Source organism: Kribbella sp. NBC_00889 (genome assembly GCF_045207705.1).
Lineage (GTDB): Bacteria > Actinomycetota > Actinomycetes > Propionibacteriales > Kribbellaceae > Kribbella.
The window spans coordinates 4,671,451-4,685,673 of record NZ_CP108783.1 but is presented as its reverse complement, the minus strand read 5'-3'; the positions used below and the strand labels follow the sequence as shown (position 1 = coordinate 4,685,673).

General features: G+C 68.7%; 12 protein-coding genes and 1 riboswitch. Of the genes, 7 read left to right on the top strand and 5 right to left on the bottom strand.

The window, feature by feature from the left end; genetic code table 11:
* Positions 1-34 precede the first annotated feature (34 nt).
* Positions 35-261, bottom strand: a riboswitch (cobalamin riboswitch).
* Between the two features lie 318 nt (positions 262-579).
* Both ppdK and OG817_RS22635 read left to right on the top strand, forming a co-directional pair.
* Complete coding sequence (gene ppdK, locus OG817_RS22640) at positions 580-3,231, top strand: pyruvate, phosphate dikinase (RefSeq protein ID WP_406046664.1); 2,652 nt, start codon at positions 580-582, stop codon at positions 3,229-3,231.
* A gap of 420 nt (positions 3,232-3,651) precedes the next feature.
* The gene (locus OG817_RS22635) at positions 3,652-3,930 is read left to right on the top strand and encodes a muconolactone Delta-isomerase family protein (RefSeq protein ID WP_360455770.1); all 279 of its coding nucleotides are present in this window, start codon (positions 3,652-3,654) and stop codon (positions 3,928-3,930) included.
* Positions 3,931-3,970: 40 nt separating this feature from the next.
* Here OG817_RS22635 and OG817_RS22630 read toward each other — a convergent pair whose 3' ends face one another.
* Positions 3,971-5,179, bottom strand: coding sequence for a hypothetical protein (locus OG817_RS22630; RefSeq protein WP_406046663.1), 1,209 nt, complete (start codon positions 5,177-5,179; stop codon positions 3,971-3,973).
* Between the two features lie 174 nt (positions 5,180-5,353).
* On the opposite strand from OG817_RS22630, the gene OG817_RS22625 reads away from it, so the two are divergent.
* Positions 5,354-6,880, top strand: coding sequence for a helix-turn-helix domain-containing protein (locus OG817_RS22625; protein WP_406046662.1), 1,527 nt, complete (start codon positions 5,354-5,356; stop codon positions 6,878-6,880).
* On the opposite strand, the gene OG817_RS22620 is transcribed toward OG817_RS22625, so the two are convergent.
* Entirely contained in the window at positions 6,845-7,699 is an 855-nt protein-coding gene (locus tag OG817_RS22620) for an alpha/beta hydrolase (RefSeq protein ID WP_406046661.1), read from the bottom strand. The genes OG817_RS22625 and OG817_RS22620 overlap by 36 nt on opposite strands.
* A gap of 84 nt (positions 7,700-7,783) precedes the next feature.
* On the opposite strand from OG817_RS22620, the gene OG817_RS22615 reads away from it, so the two are divergent.
* Positions 7,784-8,410: a TetR/AcrR family transcriptional regulator gene (locus OG817_RS22615; RefSeq protein WP_360455782.1), complete on the top strand. Its 627-nt coding sequence runs from the start codon at positions 7,784-7,786 to the stop codon at positions 8,408-8,410.
* On the opposite strand, the gene OG817_RS22610 is transcribed toward OG817_RS22615, so the two are convergent.
* Together OG817_RS22610 and OG817_RS22605 are read right to left on the bottom strand one after the other, a co-directional pair.
* Positions 8,350-9,612: an MFS transporter gene (locus tag OG817_RS22610; RefSeq protein ID WP_406046660.1), complete on the bottom strand. Its 1,263-nt coding sequence runs from the start codon at positions 9,610-9,612 to the stop codon at positions 8,350-8,352. The genes OG817_RS22615 and OG817_RS22610 overlap by 61 nt on opposite strands.
* Positions 9,609-10,157 (bottom strand): helix-turn-helix domain-containing protein, encoded by a 549-nt coding sequence (locus tag OG817_RS22605; RefSeq protein WP_396394652.1) that lies wholly within the window; start codon positions 10,155-10,157, stop codon positions 9,609-9,611. The genes OG817_RS22610 and OG817_RS22605 overlap by 4 nt, the downstream gene beginning before the upstream one ends.
* Before the next feature lie 72 nt (positions 10,158-10,229).
* Between OG817_RS22605 and OG817_RS22600 the strand changes: the two genes are divergently transcribed.
* The 3 genes from OG817_RS22600 to OG817_RS22590 are packed head-to-tail and all read left to right on the top strand — an operon-like array spanning position 10,230 to position 13,352.
* The gene (locus OG817_RS22600) at positions 10,230-10,835 is read left to right on the top strand and encodes a RibD family protein (protein WP_406046659.1); all 606 of its coding nucleotides are present in this window, start codon (positions 10,230-10,232) and stop codon (positions 10,833-10,835) included.
* A 32-nt stretch (positions 10,836-10,867) separates the two neighbouring features.
* A complete protein-coding gene (locus OG817_RS22595) occupies positions 10,868-12,094 on the top strand; it encodes a deoxyguanosinetriphosphate triphosphohydrolase (RefSeq protein ID WP_396394650.1) in 1,227 nt (408 codons plus the stop codon).
* A gap of 10 nt (positions 12,095-12,104) precedes the next feature.
* Entirely contained in the window at positions 12,105-13,352 is a 1,248-nt protein-coding gene (locus OG817_RS22590) for an NAD(P)/FAD-dependent oxidoreductase (RefSeq protein ID WP_406046658.1), read from the top strand.
* Here OG817_RS22590 and OG817_RS22585 read toward each other — a convergent pair.
* Entirely contained in the window at positions 13,349-14,209 is an 861-nt protein-coding gene (locus tag OG817_RS22585) for a TolB family protein (RefSeq protein WP_406046657.1), read from the bottom strand. The genes OG817_RS22590 and OG817_RS22585 overlap by 4 nt on opposite strands.
* Between the last annotated feature and the right edge of the window lie 14 nt (positions 14,210-14,223).

Sequence of the window (14,223 nt, the reverse complement as noted above, 5' to 3'; positions counted from 1 at the left end):
TCCTCCCACGAGACCACCGATCCACCGCGCACCGGCTGGTGCGCGGACCGTCGGCAGGTCTTCGGACTCACGGGCAGTCCGGTCGGTCCGACCGGTCGGCCTACTGGCCGTCGCTTCCCGGACGCCGGGCGTCCAGTGCTGTCTGACGGCTGTCGTTCCCGTTCACCGCTGCGGGGCAGTCCCGGATTCACACCGGGTTCCCTCTTGCCTCGCCTCGTCGTCGACCACCCGACCAGGCGAACCGTCGGCAGTGCCGAGCGTAACCCGCGGGCACCGCGACGCGCCGGACGGCGAGACGAACACCACTCGCGGTGCCCGCCGTCGACACGACGAAACCCCGGGAGCGATTCGCTGGAAGGTTTCGTTGGCGAACGTGCCGATTGTCTTGCGTTGTCAACGGGGGAAGGGTTTTCCGGCCTTCGACCTGTGGGCAGAGTCACGTCGGCATCGTGAGACCAGTGTTCAACTGGACTGGTTTTCGGGCTTACTCTGAGAGCAACGCCCCCGCCACTGGAGTCGATGGGCCAGCGGGCCACCACACCGCGCTCAGAAGCACCGCCTGAACCACAGGGAGTGATCGTGCCGAAACTCGTCTACGACTTCGCCGAAGGCAACAAGGACATGAAGGAGCTGCTCGGCGGGAAGGGGGCGAACCTGGCCGAGATGACCAACCTCGGCCTGCCGGTGCCACCCGGATTCACCATCAGCGCCGAGGCCTGCCGCGCGTACCTGGCCACCGGCTCGGTGCCACCGGAGTTGGCCGACGAGATCGACCACCACGTCGACGTACTGCAGCAGAAGATGGGCAAGAAGCTCGGCCAGGCCGACGACCCGCTGCTCGTCTCGGTCCGGTCCGGAGCGGCCGTGTCGATGCCCGGGATGATGGAGACCGTTCTGAACGTCGGCCTGAACGACGACTCGGTGAACGGGCTCGCGCATCACTCCGGCAACCCGCGGTTCGCCTGGGACGCGTACCGCCGGTTGATCCAGATGTTCGGCAAGACCGTGCTCGGCATGGACGGCGACGTGTTCGAGGGCGCGATCGAGGCGGCCGAGGAAGCCAAGGGCACCCGCAACGACCTCGACCTGGACGCGGACGACCTGAAGCGCCTGGTCGAGACCTTCAAGCAGGCCGTCCACGAGCACACCGGCCGCGAGTTCCCGCAGGACCCGCGGACCCAGATGGACCTGGCGATCGAGGCCGTCTTCGGCTCGTGGAACTCCGAGCGCGCGATCCTCTACCGCCGGCAGGAGCGGATCCCGACCGACCTCGGTACTGCGGTCAACATCTGCTCGATGGTGTTCGGCAACCTCGGCATGGACTCCGGCACCGGCGTCGCGTTCACCCGCGACCCGTCGAGCGGTCAGCCCGGTGTGTACGGCGACTACCTGCAAAACGCGCAGGGCGAGGACGTGGTGGCCGGCATTCGCAACACCGTCCCCCTCGCGGACCTGGAGCAGATCGACAAGACGTCGTACGACGATCTGATGGCGATCATGGCCAAGCTCGAGGGCCACTACCGCGACCTGTGCGACATCGAGTTCACTGTCGAGCGCGGCAAACTGTGGATGCTGCAGACGCGGGTCGGCAAGCGGACCGCGGCGGCCGCGTTCCGGATCGCGACCAGCCTGATCGACGAGGGCGTGATCGACACCGACGAGGCGCTGAAGCGGGTGAAGGGTGCGCAGCTCGCGCAGTTGATGTTCCCGCGGTTCGACGCGGACGCGGACACCGATCTCATCACCAAGGCGATCGGTGCGTCGCCGGGTGCGGCGTCCGGCACGATCGTGTTCACGTCGGCCGCCGCGGTCGAGGCCGCGGACCGCGGCGAGAAGGTGATCCTGGTCCGGCGCGAGACGAACCCGGACGACCTGCACGGCATGATCGCGGCGCAGGGGATCCTGACCAGCCGCGGCGGCAAGACCTCGCACGCGGCCGTGGTTGCCCGCGGCATGGGCAAGACCTGTGTCTGCGGCGCCGAGGAACTCGACGTGAACGTTGCCCAGGGCACCATCAAGGTGCACGGCACGGTAATCGAGGCCGGTGAGACGATCTCGATCGACGGGACGACCGGCGAGGTGTTCCGCGGCGAGGTCCCGGTGGTCGCGTCCCCGGTGGTGCAGTACTTCGAAGGTTCGCTGGCTCCCGAGTCCGGCGACGAACTCGTGGCCGCGGTGCACCGGTTGATCACGCATGCGGACGACGTACGGCGGCTCGGCGTACGGACCAATGCGGACACCGCGGACGATGCGGCCCGGGCGCGGCGGTTCGGGGCCGAGGGGATCGGGCTGTGCCGGACCGAGCACATGTTCCTGGGCGAGCGCCGGGAAGCTGTCGAGCGGCTGATCCTGGCCGACAACGACGGTGATCGCGATGCGGCGCTGGCCGAGCTCGAGCCGTTGCAGCGGGGCGACTTCCTGGAGTTGCTGGCCGCGATGGACGGGCAGCCGGTGACGATCCGGCTGATCGACCCGCCACTGCACGAGTTCCTGCCGTCGATGGAGGATCTGGCGGTCAAGGTCGCGCTGGCCCGCGAGCGCGGTCAGGACCCGGGTCACGATGCCGCGCTGCTGGCTGCGGTCGAGCGGCTGCACGAGGAGAACCCGATGCTCGGCCTGCGGGGTGTCCGGCTCGGCCTGGTCATCCCCGGGCTGTTCGCGATGCAGGTCCGGGCGATCGCGTCCGCGGCCGTCGAGCTGAAGCAGCAGGGCAAGGACCCGCAGCCGGAGATCATGATCCCGCTGGTCGGCGCGGTCCAGGAGCTGCACCTGGCCCGGGACGAGGTGGAACGCGTGATCGCCGAGCTGGGCGTCGAGTGGGACATCCCGATCGGGACGATGATCGAGCTGCCGCGCGCGGCAGTGATCGCGGACCAGATCGCCGAGGCGGCCGACTTCTTCTCGTTCGGTACCAACGACCTGACCCAGACCACGTGGGGCTTCAGCCGCGACGACGTCGAGGGCGCGTTCTTCGCCCGCTACCTGGAGAAGGGCATCTTCGCGGTATCGCCGTTCGAGTCGATCGACCGGGAAGGTGTCGGCGCGCTGGTCCGTACCGGCGTCGACCGCGGCCGCGCCACCAAGCCGGATCTCAAGCTCGGCATCTGCGGCGAACACGGCGGCGACCCGGACAGCATCCACTTCTTCCACGAGGCAGGCCTGGACTATGTGTCCTGCTCGCCGTTCCGCATCCCGGTGGCCCGCCTCGAGGCCGGCCGCGCCGCACTGTAAGCGGTCGCTCCCGGCTCACGACCGCTAGCCTGCAGACGTGAGCCGGGAGCAGCTGCGCCAGACCTTCGGCGAGGATCGGTCCACGCACCGGCCAGGCGACCGCGCCGATGGTGGCCCGCGGCTGGTATTCCGGCCATCGGGCCTTGACAGCGGAGCGGCGTGACGGACAGTACGGATGTATCGGCACTCTGATCGACGCGATCGGGGGTTCGATCACGAAGCGTTACGTGACTCAACTGTCCGCAGTAATTTCCTTAACCAACCCCTTGCGTTGCGGCCGGTAAGGTAGTCAGAATATCCGGGCGGGAAGGGCGATCACTCGTCGACTTTCGGGTCCGACCTGAACCAGCCGCTGTGGCGGCTCGTGACTCCCTTCCCGCACCAAATCCTTTGCAGGCAAGGCCGTGTAGGGTTTTCGGCATGGCCCAATATGTCGTGCAGTTGCGCTTCGATGTTGCCGAGACCGAGCGCCGGCTGGAGGTCCGTCCGGCCCATCGCGAGTACCTCACCGAGCTCAAGGCGGCCGGCAAGCTCGTCGCCGCCGGACCCTTCACCGACGAGACCGGCGCGCTGCTCGTCTACGACGTCGCCGACGAGGCCGAGCTCCGCGAGATCCTCGCGAAGGACCCGTACACCCCGGCCGACATCTACGAGATCGCCACCCTCGCCGAGTGGAAGCCCCTCTTCCCCCTGGGCTGAGCTCGCGTTCCCCACTCAGGGAACGCCGAGGGGCGGGAGCTCAGATGTCGGCGCCTTCGAGGTCCAGGTGGTCGACGTAGGCCCAGAGCCAGACCAACGGCGCCAGGACCAGCTCGGGTTCGCCGTCCTCGTCGGCGACGAAGATCATCGACGCCTCGCCGTTGGAGATGTCCTCGATCACCGCGTCGCAGACCTCGATCGCGGCATCGAACGGCAGCAGCGGGGGCCCGTTCTCCCAGCGCGGCTGGGGGAGCGGGAGCACCGGTGCCTCGTCGGTCCCGTCGAGCTCCACCGAGACCTTCTGCAGCTCTTCGTACAGGTCGTAGGTGATCAGCCCGGCGAGCGGACGGCCGTCGAGACCGATGAGGTACGGATCGTCGGAGCCTTCTCGGAAGTTGTCCCGCAGGTCCGGGAACGCCGCCTTGAGGTCGGTCGCCTCCAGGTACGGCGCCTCGTCCAGTTCCTCGACCTCGGTCAGCCCGCTGCGCATCTCGTCGAACTGGTGCAGCAGCGTGTTCAGCTCGTCGTACGCGCCGCCGCCAGGAGCCTTCTGCGCCCGTGCCTCCAGGTCGCGCAGGTGCTCGAGCAGGTCGTCCTCGAAGTGCAGCTCGTACCGCGGCAGGTGGGGCTCGCGACCGGAGTTGATCTGGGCGACCAGCTGAGTCGACACCGGTCCGAGCCGCTCGGCCAGCACCTCCAGCGGCGTGGTCGGCTTCTCCTCGTCGTCGTGCGCGCAGGAGTCGTCGTCGACCTTCCCGCCCTCGAGCGCGAGCAGCACCTGGAACGCCGGGAACGCGACCAGCGCCGCCGTCGCCATCATCCCGTCGCCGATCAGCATCAGCGGGTTCGCACCGGCTTCGGTCCGGCGCAGATGATCCGGCATCAGTACGGCGGCCTGCTCGACGTTCACCTGGCTGGCCAGCGACGACAGGCCGTGCTCGGCGTCGACGCCGAGCAACTCGACGAGCCGCTCCGAGCTCATGTCGAAGTTCGAGCGCAGGTAGTACCGCAGCCAGCCGGCGTCGACCGGATTGGCGAGCAGCTCCGCGACGCGGGCACGGAAGTCGGCCAGGTCGGCGACCGCGAGCACCACGAGCACCGGCTGCTCGCCGTCGCCGATCACCAGCGGCCGGGTGTCACCGTTCTGGAACCCGTCGATCACCTGGTGCAGGCTGTCCGCAGCCGCATCGAGCGGCCACGACTCCGCCTCGAACTCGTTCACCACCGCGGCGGAGGTGTCATCGGGCATCTGCTGGTCCTCTCCGGGTGGCGGCGGGAGTTGGGGTAACTCTAGGCGGCGGCGGTTTCGACGGACGGTGAGGGGCCCGTCCGGGGGCTGGTGTGAGCATCGGCGTGACATTGGCTACGCTGCAATCGGCGGGTCGATGCAGAGGTATCTCACATGTGAGATAAAGTCCGGCCCATGACCGATGACTACCTGAGCCGGATCGGAAATCTCATCCGGGACGCCCGCAAGCATCGCGGCTGGACACAGACGCAACTCGCGGAAGTACTGAACACCAGCCAGAGTGCGGTGAACAGGATCGAAAAGGGTCATCAGAACCTCACCCTCGAGATGCTCGCCCGGATCGGCGAAGCCCTCGATTCTGAAATTGTCTCTCTCGGTGGCGGTCCGGTCCACCTCCGCGTCGCCGGCGGACGGGAGCTTTCCGGGTCGATCGACGTGAAGTCGAGCAAGAACGCCGGCGTCGCGCTGCTCTGCGCCAGCCTGCTGAACAAGGGCCGCACCACGCTGCGCAAGGTCGCCCGGATCGAAGAGGTGAACCGGCTGCTCGAGGTACTGAACTCGATCGGCGTCCGGACCACCTGGCTGAACGACGCCGGCGACCTCGAGATCGTCCCGCCGGCCCACCTCGACCTGGGCAGCATGGACGCCGAAGCGGCCCGTCGTACCCGCTCGATCATCATGTTCCTCGGCCCGCTGCTGCACCGCGAGGACACCTTCCAGCTGCCGTATGCCGGTGGCTGCGACCTCGGGACCCGGACCGTCGAGCCGCACATGGCGGCGCTGCGGCCGTTCGGGCTGGACGTGAAGGCGACCGGCGGTGAGTACCACGCGGTGGTGAATCGGGCACTGTCGCCGGGCAAGCCGATCGTGCTGACCGAGCGCGGCGACACCGTGACCGAGAACGCGATCATGGCCGCGGCCCGGTACGACGGCGTGACCGTGATCCGCAACGCCAGCTCCAACTACATGGTGCAGGACCTGTGCTTCTACCTCGACCTGCTCGGAGTCACGATCGACGGCATCGGATCGACGACGCTGACCGTGCACGGCAAGCCGGAGATCGACGTGGACGTCGACTACGCGCCGTCGGAGGACCCGATCGAGGCGATGAGCCTGATCACCGCGGCGGTCGTGACCGGTTCGGAGATCACCATCCGGCGGGCGCCGATCGAGTTCCTCGAGATCGAGCTGGCGCTGCTGGAGGAGATGGGCTTCGACTACAGCCGCAGCGCGGAGTACCTGGCCGAGAACGGCCGGACCCGGTTGGTCGACCTGACCACCCGGCCGTCCAAGCTGCACGCGCCGATCGACAAGATCCACCCGATGCCGTTCCCCGGCCTCAACATCGACAACCTGCCGTTCTTCGCGGTGATCGCGGCGACAGCGACCGGGCAGACGCTGATCCACGACTGGGTCTACGAGAATCGGGCCATCTACCTGACCGACCTGAACAAGCTCGGCGGCCGGGTCAAGCTGCTCGACCCGCACCGGGTGATGGTCGAGGGGCCGACGCACTTCTCCGGCGCCGAGATCATGTGCCCGCCGGCGCTCCGGCCGGCCGTCGTCACGCTGATCGCGATGATGGCCGCGAAGGGTACGTCGGTCCTGCGCAGCGTCTACGTGATCAACCGCGGCTACGAGGACCTGGCCGCCCGGCTCAACTCGCTAGGCGCTCAGATCGAGACCTTCCGCGACATCTGACCCGCGCGCGTCCTGCAGGAAGGCGACGGCCTCGGTGATCACCTCCGGATCGGTCATGATCCGGCGGTGACCGAGGCCGGTCGTCGCCAGGAAATGCGCTCGCGGCCCGTAGGCGCGTAGCAGCACCCGTGCCTGCCGGGGATCCACGACGTCGTCCTCGTCGTTGTGGATCACCAGCAGGTCCGCGTCGGCGGTCGCGACCGAGAACCTGTCCCAGATCTGCTCGTCGCCGTCGAAGTACCCGCGCTCGACCGACCGCCGGAGCGCCTTGTTGGTCTTCGGTCCGAGGCCGAGCTCGCGGCAGAACGTGTCGGCCAGGTAGCCGAACTCGGCGACGCCGCTGATCATGACGAGTCGCCGGGCGGCGACGCCTTCGCGGACGGCGTAGAGGGCGAACGGCACGCCGAGGGAGTGGGCGATCACGCCTTCGAACGGGCCGTGGCGTTCCTCCAGTCCGCGGATGATGCGCTGGTAGCCGAGGATCGAGACGATCGGGCCGGGAGTCTCGCCGTGCCCAGGAGCGTCGAATGAGACCGGGCTGTAGCCGAGCTCGAGCAGCCTCGCGACGAAACCGGCGTACCGCGACGCGCGCGAGCGCCAGCCGTGCACGAGCAGGACCGGGCGGCGGCCGTCACCCCAGGTGTAGGTGACGACGCCGTCGACGACCTCGACCCGCGCGGTCTCGTGGATCGCCCGCTCGGACTCGCGCACCCGGCCGCGGCCCAGCGGCCGGCGCCAGAGCGCGAACGCGAGTCGCCCGGCCAGCCGGGGAGAGAACCTCTCGACGGCCGACAGCCCGGCCCGGATCAACTGCTTCATGTCTCCTCCTCAACAAACTATACGAACGGTCGTATTATTAGTTTGTCCGAAGCTCGACGTCAACCGGCACTAGGATCGTGAGTCGTGGAAAAGGTCGACGGGCGGCTGGTGCGTGGTGACCAGACCCGGCGCGCGGTGCTGCGCCGGTCGGTCGACATCGCCTCGGTCGACGGACTCGAGGGACTGTCGATCGGGCGGCTCGCGACCGAGCTGGGGATCAGCAAGAGCGGGCTGTTCGCGCACTTCGGGTCGAAGGAGGAGTTGCAGCTCGCGACGATCCGGGCCGCGCGGCGGATCTACGCCGACGAGGTGGTAACGCCGGCGTTCGAGGTCGAGCCCGGCCTCGGACGGGTCTGGGCGCTGAGCGAGTCCTGGCTGCACTACTCGAGCAGCCGGGTGTTCCCGGGCGGTTGCTTCTTCCAGAAGGTGTCGCACGAGTACGCCGGCCGCGACGGCGCCGTGCACGACGCGCTCATCGACGTCCATGTGGAGTGGATGGAGCTGATCGAGGAGACCGTCCGCGCGGCCGTCGAGGCCGGCGAGGTGGACGCCGACGCCAACCAGTTGGCCTTCGACCTGAACGCGTACTACGAGGCGGCCAACTTCGCGTCGATCCTGCACGACGACGGCAAGGCGTACGACCGGGCTCGTCAGGCCATCCGGTCCCGGCTGGAGTCGGTCGTGGCCGCCGGTACGACGCTGCCGTGGTGAGTGGGGAGATCGCGGCGCCGGCGGATCGGTGAGCAGAGCAGGACCAGGCCCGCGAGTGGGACTCCCGCGGTCGTGATCCAGAGGGTCGGCCCGAGTCCGAGAGTCTGGCCGAGGGTTCCACCGAGGAGCGCGCCCAGCGGGATCGTTCCGTAGTTGACGAACGAACTCGTCGCGGTCAGGCGACCGAACAAGTCCGGTGGGCAGTAGGACTGCAGGAAGGTCGCCTTCACGACGTTGCCGCCGACGACGCCGAGACTGACGCCGAAGCCACCGGCCAGGTACAGCCAAGGGCTGAGGCTGCTCAGCGGGATGAGCAGGGCGAGGGTCGGTAGCCCGAGCTCACAGATCAGCAGTGCGCGCGCCGTACCGAAGCGGGCAGCGAGACGACGGCCCGCGAAGGCGCCGGCAACCCCACCGCTGGTCGCGGCGGCCACCAGTGCGCCGACGGTGCCCGCCGTCAGACCGGCTTCGCGGACCAGGAAGACAACCACGATGGCTTGGTAGCCCATCAACGCGAGGTTCGAGACCGCGCCGAAGATCGTCAGAGTTCGCAGCCAGACATCCCTTGCCACCAACGCGATGCCTGCCCGGATCGCGCCGGCTTGGCGGCCGGACGTCGTACGGCGCTCCCGGAATCCGATCGCGGCCAGGCACAGGAGAGCGACCAGGAAAGTTGCTGCGTCGATGAGTAGTGCATTGGCCGGGCCGGCCAGTTGGACGACCAGGCCGCCGCAGCCCAGGCCGGCGATCTGGGCGGCTGATGCGCTGCCGTGGAGTTTGGCGTTGCCTTCGGCGTGGTCGGCCGGGTCGACGAGGTTGGGCAGGTAGGCGGTGTAGGCGGTCTGGAAGACGACCGCGGCGGCGCCGGCGAGGATCGCGGCGGCGAGCAGCAGGTGGATCGTGAGTACGTCGGCCCACGCGGCGAGGGGGAGCGCGGCGAAGAGCAGGAACGATGCGGCCGAGGAACCCAGCAGGACCGGGCGGCGGCGTACCCGGTCGATCCAGGCGCCGGCGGGCAGTCCGATCAGCAACCAGGGTGCCCAGGCGGCCGCGGTCAGCAGGCCTACTTGGAAGGTGGTTGCCTGGAGCATCGAGATCGCGATCAGCGGGAGCGCCACCGACGAGGTCGCGGATCCGAACCGGCTGATCGTCTCGCCGGTCCAGAGCAGCCGGAAGTCGCGGTGCCGCCGCAGCAGGCTCATGATCTGCGCGGGAAGGACTGCAGTTGCACGATCACCCGCTCGGTGTTCTCGCCCGCGGGTTCCGTGCTGGTGTACTGCTCGACGACCGCGGCGATCTCTTCGTTGAGGTTGTGCAGCTGATCCGGAGTGAGGTGCAGATCGCGCCAGTCGGAGAGGGCGGCCGCGTGCTGCCACTCGCCGGGCCAGTTCTCGTCGACGTACGCGCGGACGCGGTCGAAGTACCGCTCGACCAGATCCCGCAGGTAGACGTTCAACGCGCCACTGGTCTCGGGATCGTCGCGGAACTCTCCCGGGTCGAGGACTGTCTGCCGCGCCGCGAGCCGCCACCAGCGCTCGCGCTTGGTGCCGCGCTCGACGTCTTCCTCGAGGTAGCCGTGCTCGGCGAGCAGCCGCAGGTGCCAGCTGATCGTGCCGGTGCTCTCGCTCAGCCGGGCCGCCAGGCTGGTGGAGGTGGCCGGGCCGTCGAGCTCGATCGCCTCCAGGATTCTCATCCGCAGCGGGTGGGCCAGTCCGCGCAGACTGCGGGCGTCGATCCTTCGTCGCATGGTTGCAGAGTAGTCTCTGCAAATGAGTCTCTGCAAAGCCGGTTGTCGGTGGCGGCTCCTAGCGTTCGGGGCATGCGGCCTCAGGTAGTGGCTCAGGTGGCGGTGTCGCTGGACGGTAGGACGTCCGGGTTCGACGCCGACCTCGCGCGGTTCTACGCGCTGGCGACGCTGTGGCAGGAGGACGTGACGCTGGTCGGTGCGGACACGATCCTGGCGCAGGAGGCCGCGGTTCGCGCCGCGCCGCATCCCGGTCCACGGCCGGCCGCGCCGCTGCTCGCCGTCGTGGACAGCCGAGCGCGGGTCCGCGAGTGGGAGGGGCTACGCCGGCTCGGCCACTGGTCCGATGTCCTCGCCCTGTACGCCGACCAGACGCCGGCCCGGCCGCCTGACGCGACGACCCGCGAACTCGTCACCGGGTACGACCGGGTCGATCTGGCCGAGGTGCTCGATGTTCTCGGCGATCGCGGTGCCAGGACCGTCCGCGTCGACTCCGGTGGGACGCTGATCGCCGTACTGCTCGAGCTCGGTCTCGTCGATGACATCGCGCTCCTGGTCCACCCCGTCGTCGTCGGATCCGGCCGGCGATGGTGCGGGCTGGAAGGGCTGCCGCTACGTCATGCCGGCACCGAGGTCTTCGAAGGTGGCATCGTCTGGCTCCGGTACTGCGTCTCCGCCTGAACTGTCGGTGCCGGCCGCTACTGTGAGCGGTGATGAGGAAGCAGCACGAGTGGTACGACGAGCATGACGCCGAGCGCTGGGTGGCCGAGCCGGTCAAACGACCGGGCCGGACTGCTTTCGCTCGCGATCGTGCGCGGGTGCTGCACAGTGCGGCGCTGCGGCGGCTGGCGGCGAAGACCCAGGTGGTGACGGCCGGCAGCGACGACTTCGTCCGCAACCGGCTGACGCACAGTCTCGAGGTCGCGCAGATCGGCCGCGAGCTGGCTCTCACACTCGGCTGCGACCCGGACATCGTCGACGCGGCCTGTCTGTCGCACGACCTGGGCCACCCGCCGTTCGGTCACAACGGCGAGCGCGCGCTCGACCAGGTGGCGGCCGGCATCGGCGGCTTCGAGGGGAACGCGCAGACGCTGCGACTGCTGACCCGGCTGGAGTCCAAGACGTTCGACGCGGCCGGCCGCAGCGTCGGCCTCAACCTGAGCCGCGCCACGCTGGACGCCGCGACCAAGTACCCGTGGTCCCGCCGCGCCGGAGAGCGCAAGTTCGGGGTGTACGACGATGATCTCGCCGTCTTCACCTGGTTGCGCCAGGGCGTCGGCGAGCAGCGGTGTCTGGAAGCGCAGGTGATGGACTTCGCCGACGACGTCGCCTACTCGGTGCATGACGTCGAGGACGGGATCGTTGCCCACCACATCGACTTGGCGCAGGTGGGTGCGGACCGGGCGACGTACTGGCAGACGGTCCGGCAGATGTACTTGCCGGAGGCAACGGATGCGGAGCTGGACGCCGGCTGGCGGCGGCTGACCTCGCTGGCCTACTGGCCGGCGACGCCGTTCGACGACAGCCGGCGCGCGCTCGGCGGGTTGAAGGACCTGACCAGTCAGCTCATCGGCCGGTTCTGCACGGCGGCCGAGCAGGCGACGCATGCGGTGTTCGGCCGCTCGCGGCTGATTCGCTACGAGGCCGACCTGGTCGTCCCGGACGGCATCCGGGTGGAGATCGGCCTGCTGAAGGGCGTCGGCATGTTCCACGTGCTGAACTCGCCCGAGCGGCAGGCACGACGCGCCACCCAGCGCGAGCTGCTCACCGAGCTCGTCGAGGCCCTGTGGAAGACCGCTCCACAGCACCTCGACACCGCGTTCGCCGCGGACTTCGCCGAGGCCGCGGACGACGGCGCGCGGCTGCGCGTCATCGTCGACCAGGTCGCGTCGTTGACCGACCCGTCAGCTCTTGCCTGGCACACGTCGTTGAAGGGTTAATCTGCTGGGTATGAGTGACGCAGACCAGCAGCCAATTGTCATCGTCGGTGCGAGTCTCGCAGGTGCGACCGCGGCCGAGGAGCTTCGGAACGACGGCTGGACCGGAGGCATCGTCCTGATCGGCAGCGAGACCCGGCTGCCGTACGAGCGACCACCGCTGTCCAAGGGGGTGCTGCTCGGCAAGGACGAGGCAGAGGTCGCGCAACTTCACGACCAGCAGTGGTACGACGACAACAAGATCGAACTGCGGCTCGGCAAGACCGTCACCAGCATCGATGTCGCCGGCCACACCGTCACTCTGGACGACGGCTCTCAGGTGTCCTACGGCAAGCTCCTGATCGCGACCGGCAGTCGTGTGCGGCGTCTCGACGTACCCGGTGGTGACCTGCCCGGGGTCCACTATCTGCGGACGGCCGAGGAGTCGCAGGCGCTGGACGACGCGTACGTCGCCAAGCCGCGGGTGGTCGTGGTCGGCGCGGGCTGGATCGGCCTCGAGACGGCGTCGGCCGCTCGGGAACGTGGCTCCGAGGTGACGGTGGTCGAGCCGCAGTCGACCGCGTTGGCGTCCGTGCTCGGTGAAGAGGTCGGCGAGTTGTTCGCCGAGTTCCACCGCCAGCACGGGGTTCAGTTCCGGTTCGGCGCCGGGGTCGAGGGCTTCGAGGGCACCGACAAGGTCACCGGTGTACGGCTCTCCGGGGGCGAGGTCATCCCGGCGGACCTGGTGGTCGTCGGCGTCGGCGTACAGCCGAACACCGAGCTCGCCGCCGAAGCCGGTATCGAGGTCGCGACCCGGGAGAACGGCTCCGGCATCGTCACCGGCTCCGACCTGAAGACGTCGGTGGCGGACGTCTACGCCGCCGGAGACGTGGCGCGGTGGGACCACCCGCTGTTCGGCCGGTCGGTCCGGGTGGAGCACTGGCAGAACGCGAAGGACAGCGGTGTCGCGGCGGCCAAGGCGATGCTCGGCCAGGACGTCGCGCACGACGCGATCCCGTACTTCTTCACCGACCAATTCGACCTCGGCATGGAGTACGCCGGTGAGGTTCCGCGCGGGACGTCGTACCAGGTGGTGCTGCGCGGCGACCCGAAGTCCGGTGCCTACTTCGCGTTCTGGCTGGACGGCGATCGGCACGTCCTGGCCGGCATGCACGTCAACAACTGGGACACGATCGACACCATCCAGGACCTGATCCGCTCAGGGAAGCAGGTCGACCCCGGCCGCCTCGCCGACACGTCGGTGGAGCTGGCGGACGTCTAGAGCGGGTAGGCGACGTACGCGAAGGACTGGCTGTCCGACGACCAGCTCGGCACGTTCATCGTGCCCTGGCCGCCGAACAGCGTCCCGAGCTCACGGACCTCCCCGCCCGGGCTGAGCAGCCGCAGGCGTACGTCGTCCACATCCGCGGGATGACCCAAGGTGCCGGACGGGAAGCTGACGTAGGCGATCACTGACCTGTCCGGCGCGGGGTGCGGGAACCAGTTGACCCGCTCGTCGAACGTCAGCTGCTCGACCTCACCCGTGCTCACCAGGATGCGGAACAACTGCGCATGCCCCGGCGTCGTCGAAGCCCGCTCGGAGTTGAAGTAGATCCACTTCCCGTCCGGGCTGTACTCCGACCCGTCGTCGGCGTACTCGTCGTTCGTCACCTGGACGTCGGCCCCACCGGCGGCCGGGATGGTCCACACGTTGGCGATCCGGCGCCCGTCGATATGCGTCAGTCCGATGTACGCCAGCGTCTTCCCGTCCGGCGACACACCGTGCAGGTAGTGGTGGAAGCCCGGTCCGCGGTCGTTGGTCACCCGCCGCGGGCCCGAGCTGTCGAACGGTACGGCATACAGGTGACCGTCGTCGGCCGACACGTACACCGTCGTACCGTCCGGGCTCACCACGTGGTCGTTGTTGATCGCCGGCACCCCGCCGAGGTCGATCTCCTGCAGCTCACTGCCGACTCTGAACAGCCGCCCGTCGCCGTTGACGATCAGCTGCCCGTCCGGCATCCAGTTGGGCGCTTCGAAGAGCAGTGTGGATGAGCTGTGCACCAGACGACGCTCGCCCGTGGCGATGTCGACGACGTAGAGCTCGGACCGTTGACCAGGGCGCAGGGTTCGTGGCACGCCCTCCAACCTAT

Excerpts from the sequence above, each read along its gene's own strand:
- OG817_RS22605 (WP_396394652.1), bottom strand. The coding sequence starts at position 10,157 with ATGCGACGAAGGATCGACGCCCGCAGTCTGCGCGGACTGGCCCACCCG.
- OG817_RS22630 (WP_406046663.1), bottom strand. The coding sequence starts at position 5,179 with ATGCCCGATGACACCTCCGCCGCGGTGGTGAACGAGTTCGAGGCGGAG.
- OG817_RS22595 (WP_396394650.1), top strand. The coding sequence starts at position 10,868 with ATGAGGAAGCAGCACGAGTGGTACGACGAGCATGACGCCGAGCGCTGG.
- OG817_RS22635 (WP_360455770.1), top strand. The coding sequence starts at position 3,652 with ATGGCCCAATATGTCGTGCAGTTGCGCTTCGATGTTGCCGAGACCGAG.
- OG817_RS22600 (WP_406046659.1), top strand. The coding sequence starts at position 10,230 with ATGCGGCCTCAGGTAGTGGCTCAGGTGGCGGTGTCGCTGGACGGTAGG.
- OG817_RS22590 (WP_406046658.1), top strand. The coding sequence starts at position 12,105 with ATGAGTGACGCAGACCAGCAGCCAATTGTCATCGTCGGTGCGAGTCTC.
- OG817_RS22610 (WP_406046660.1), bottom strand. The coding sequence starts at position 9,612 with ATGAGCCTGCTGCGGCGGCACCGCGACTTCCGGCTGCTCTGGACCGGC.
- OG817_RS22625 (WP_406046662.1), top strand. The coding sequence starts at position 5,354 with ATGACCGATGACTACCTGAGCCGGATCGGAAATCTCATCCGGGACGCC.
- OG817_RS22620 (WP_406046661.1), bottom strand. The coding sequence starts at position 7,699 with ATGAAGCAGTTGATCCGGGCCGGGCTGTCGGCCGTCGAGAGGTTCTCT.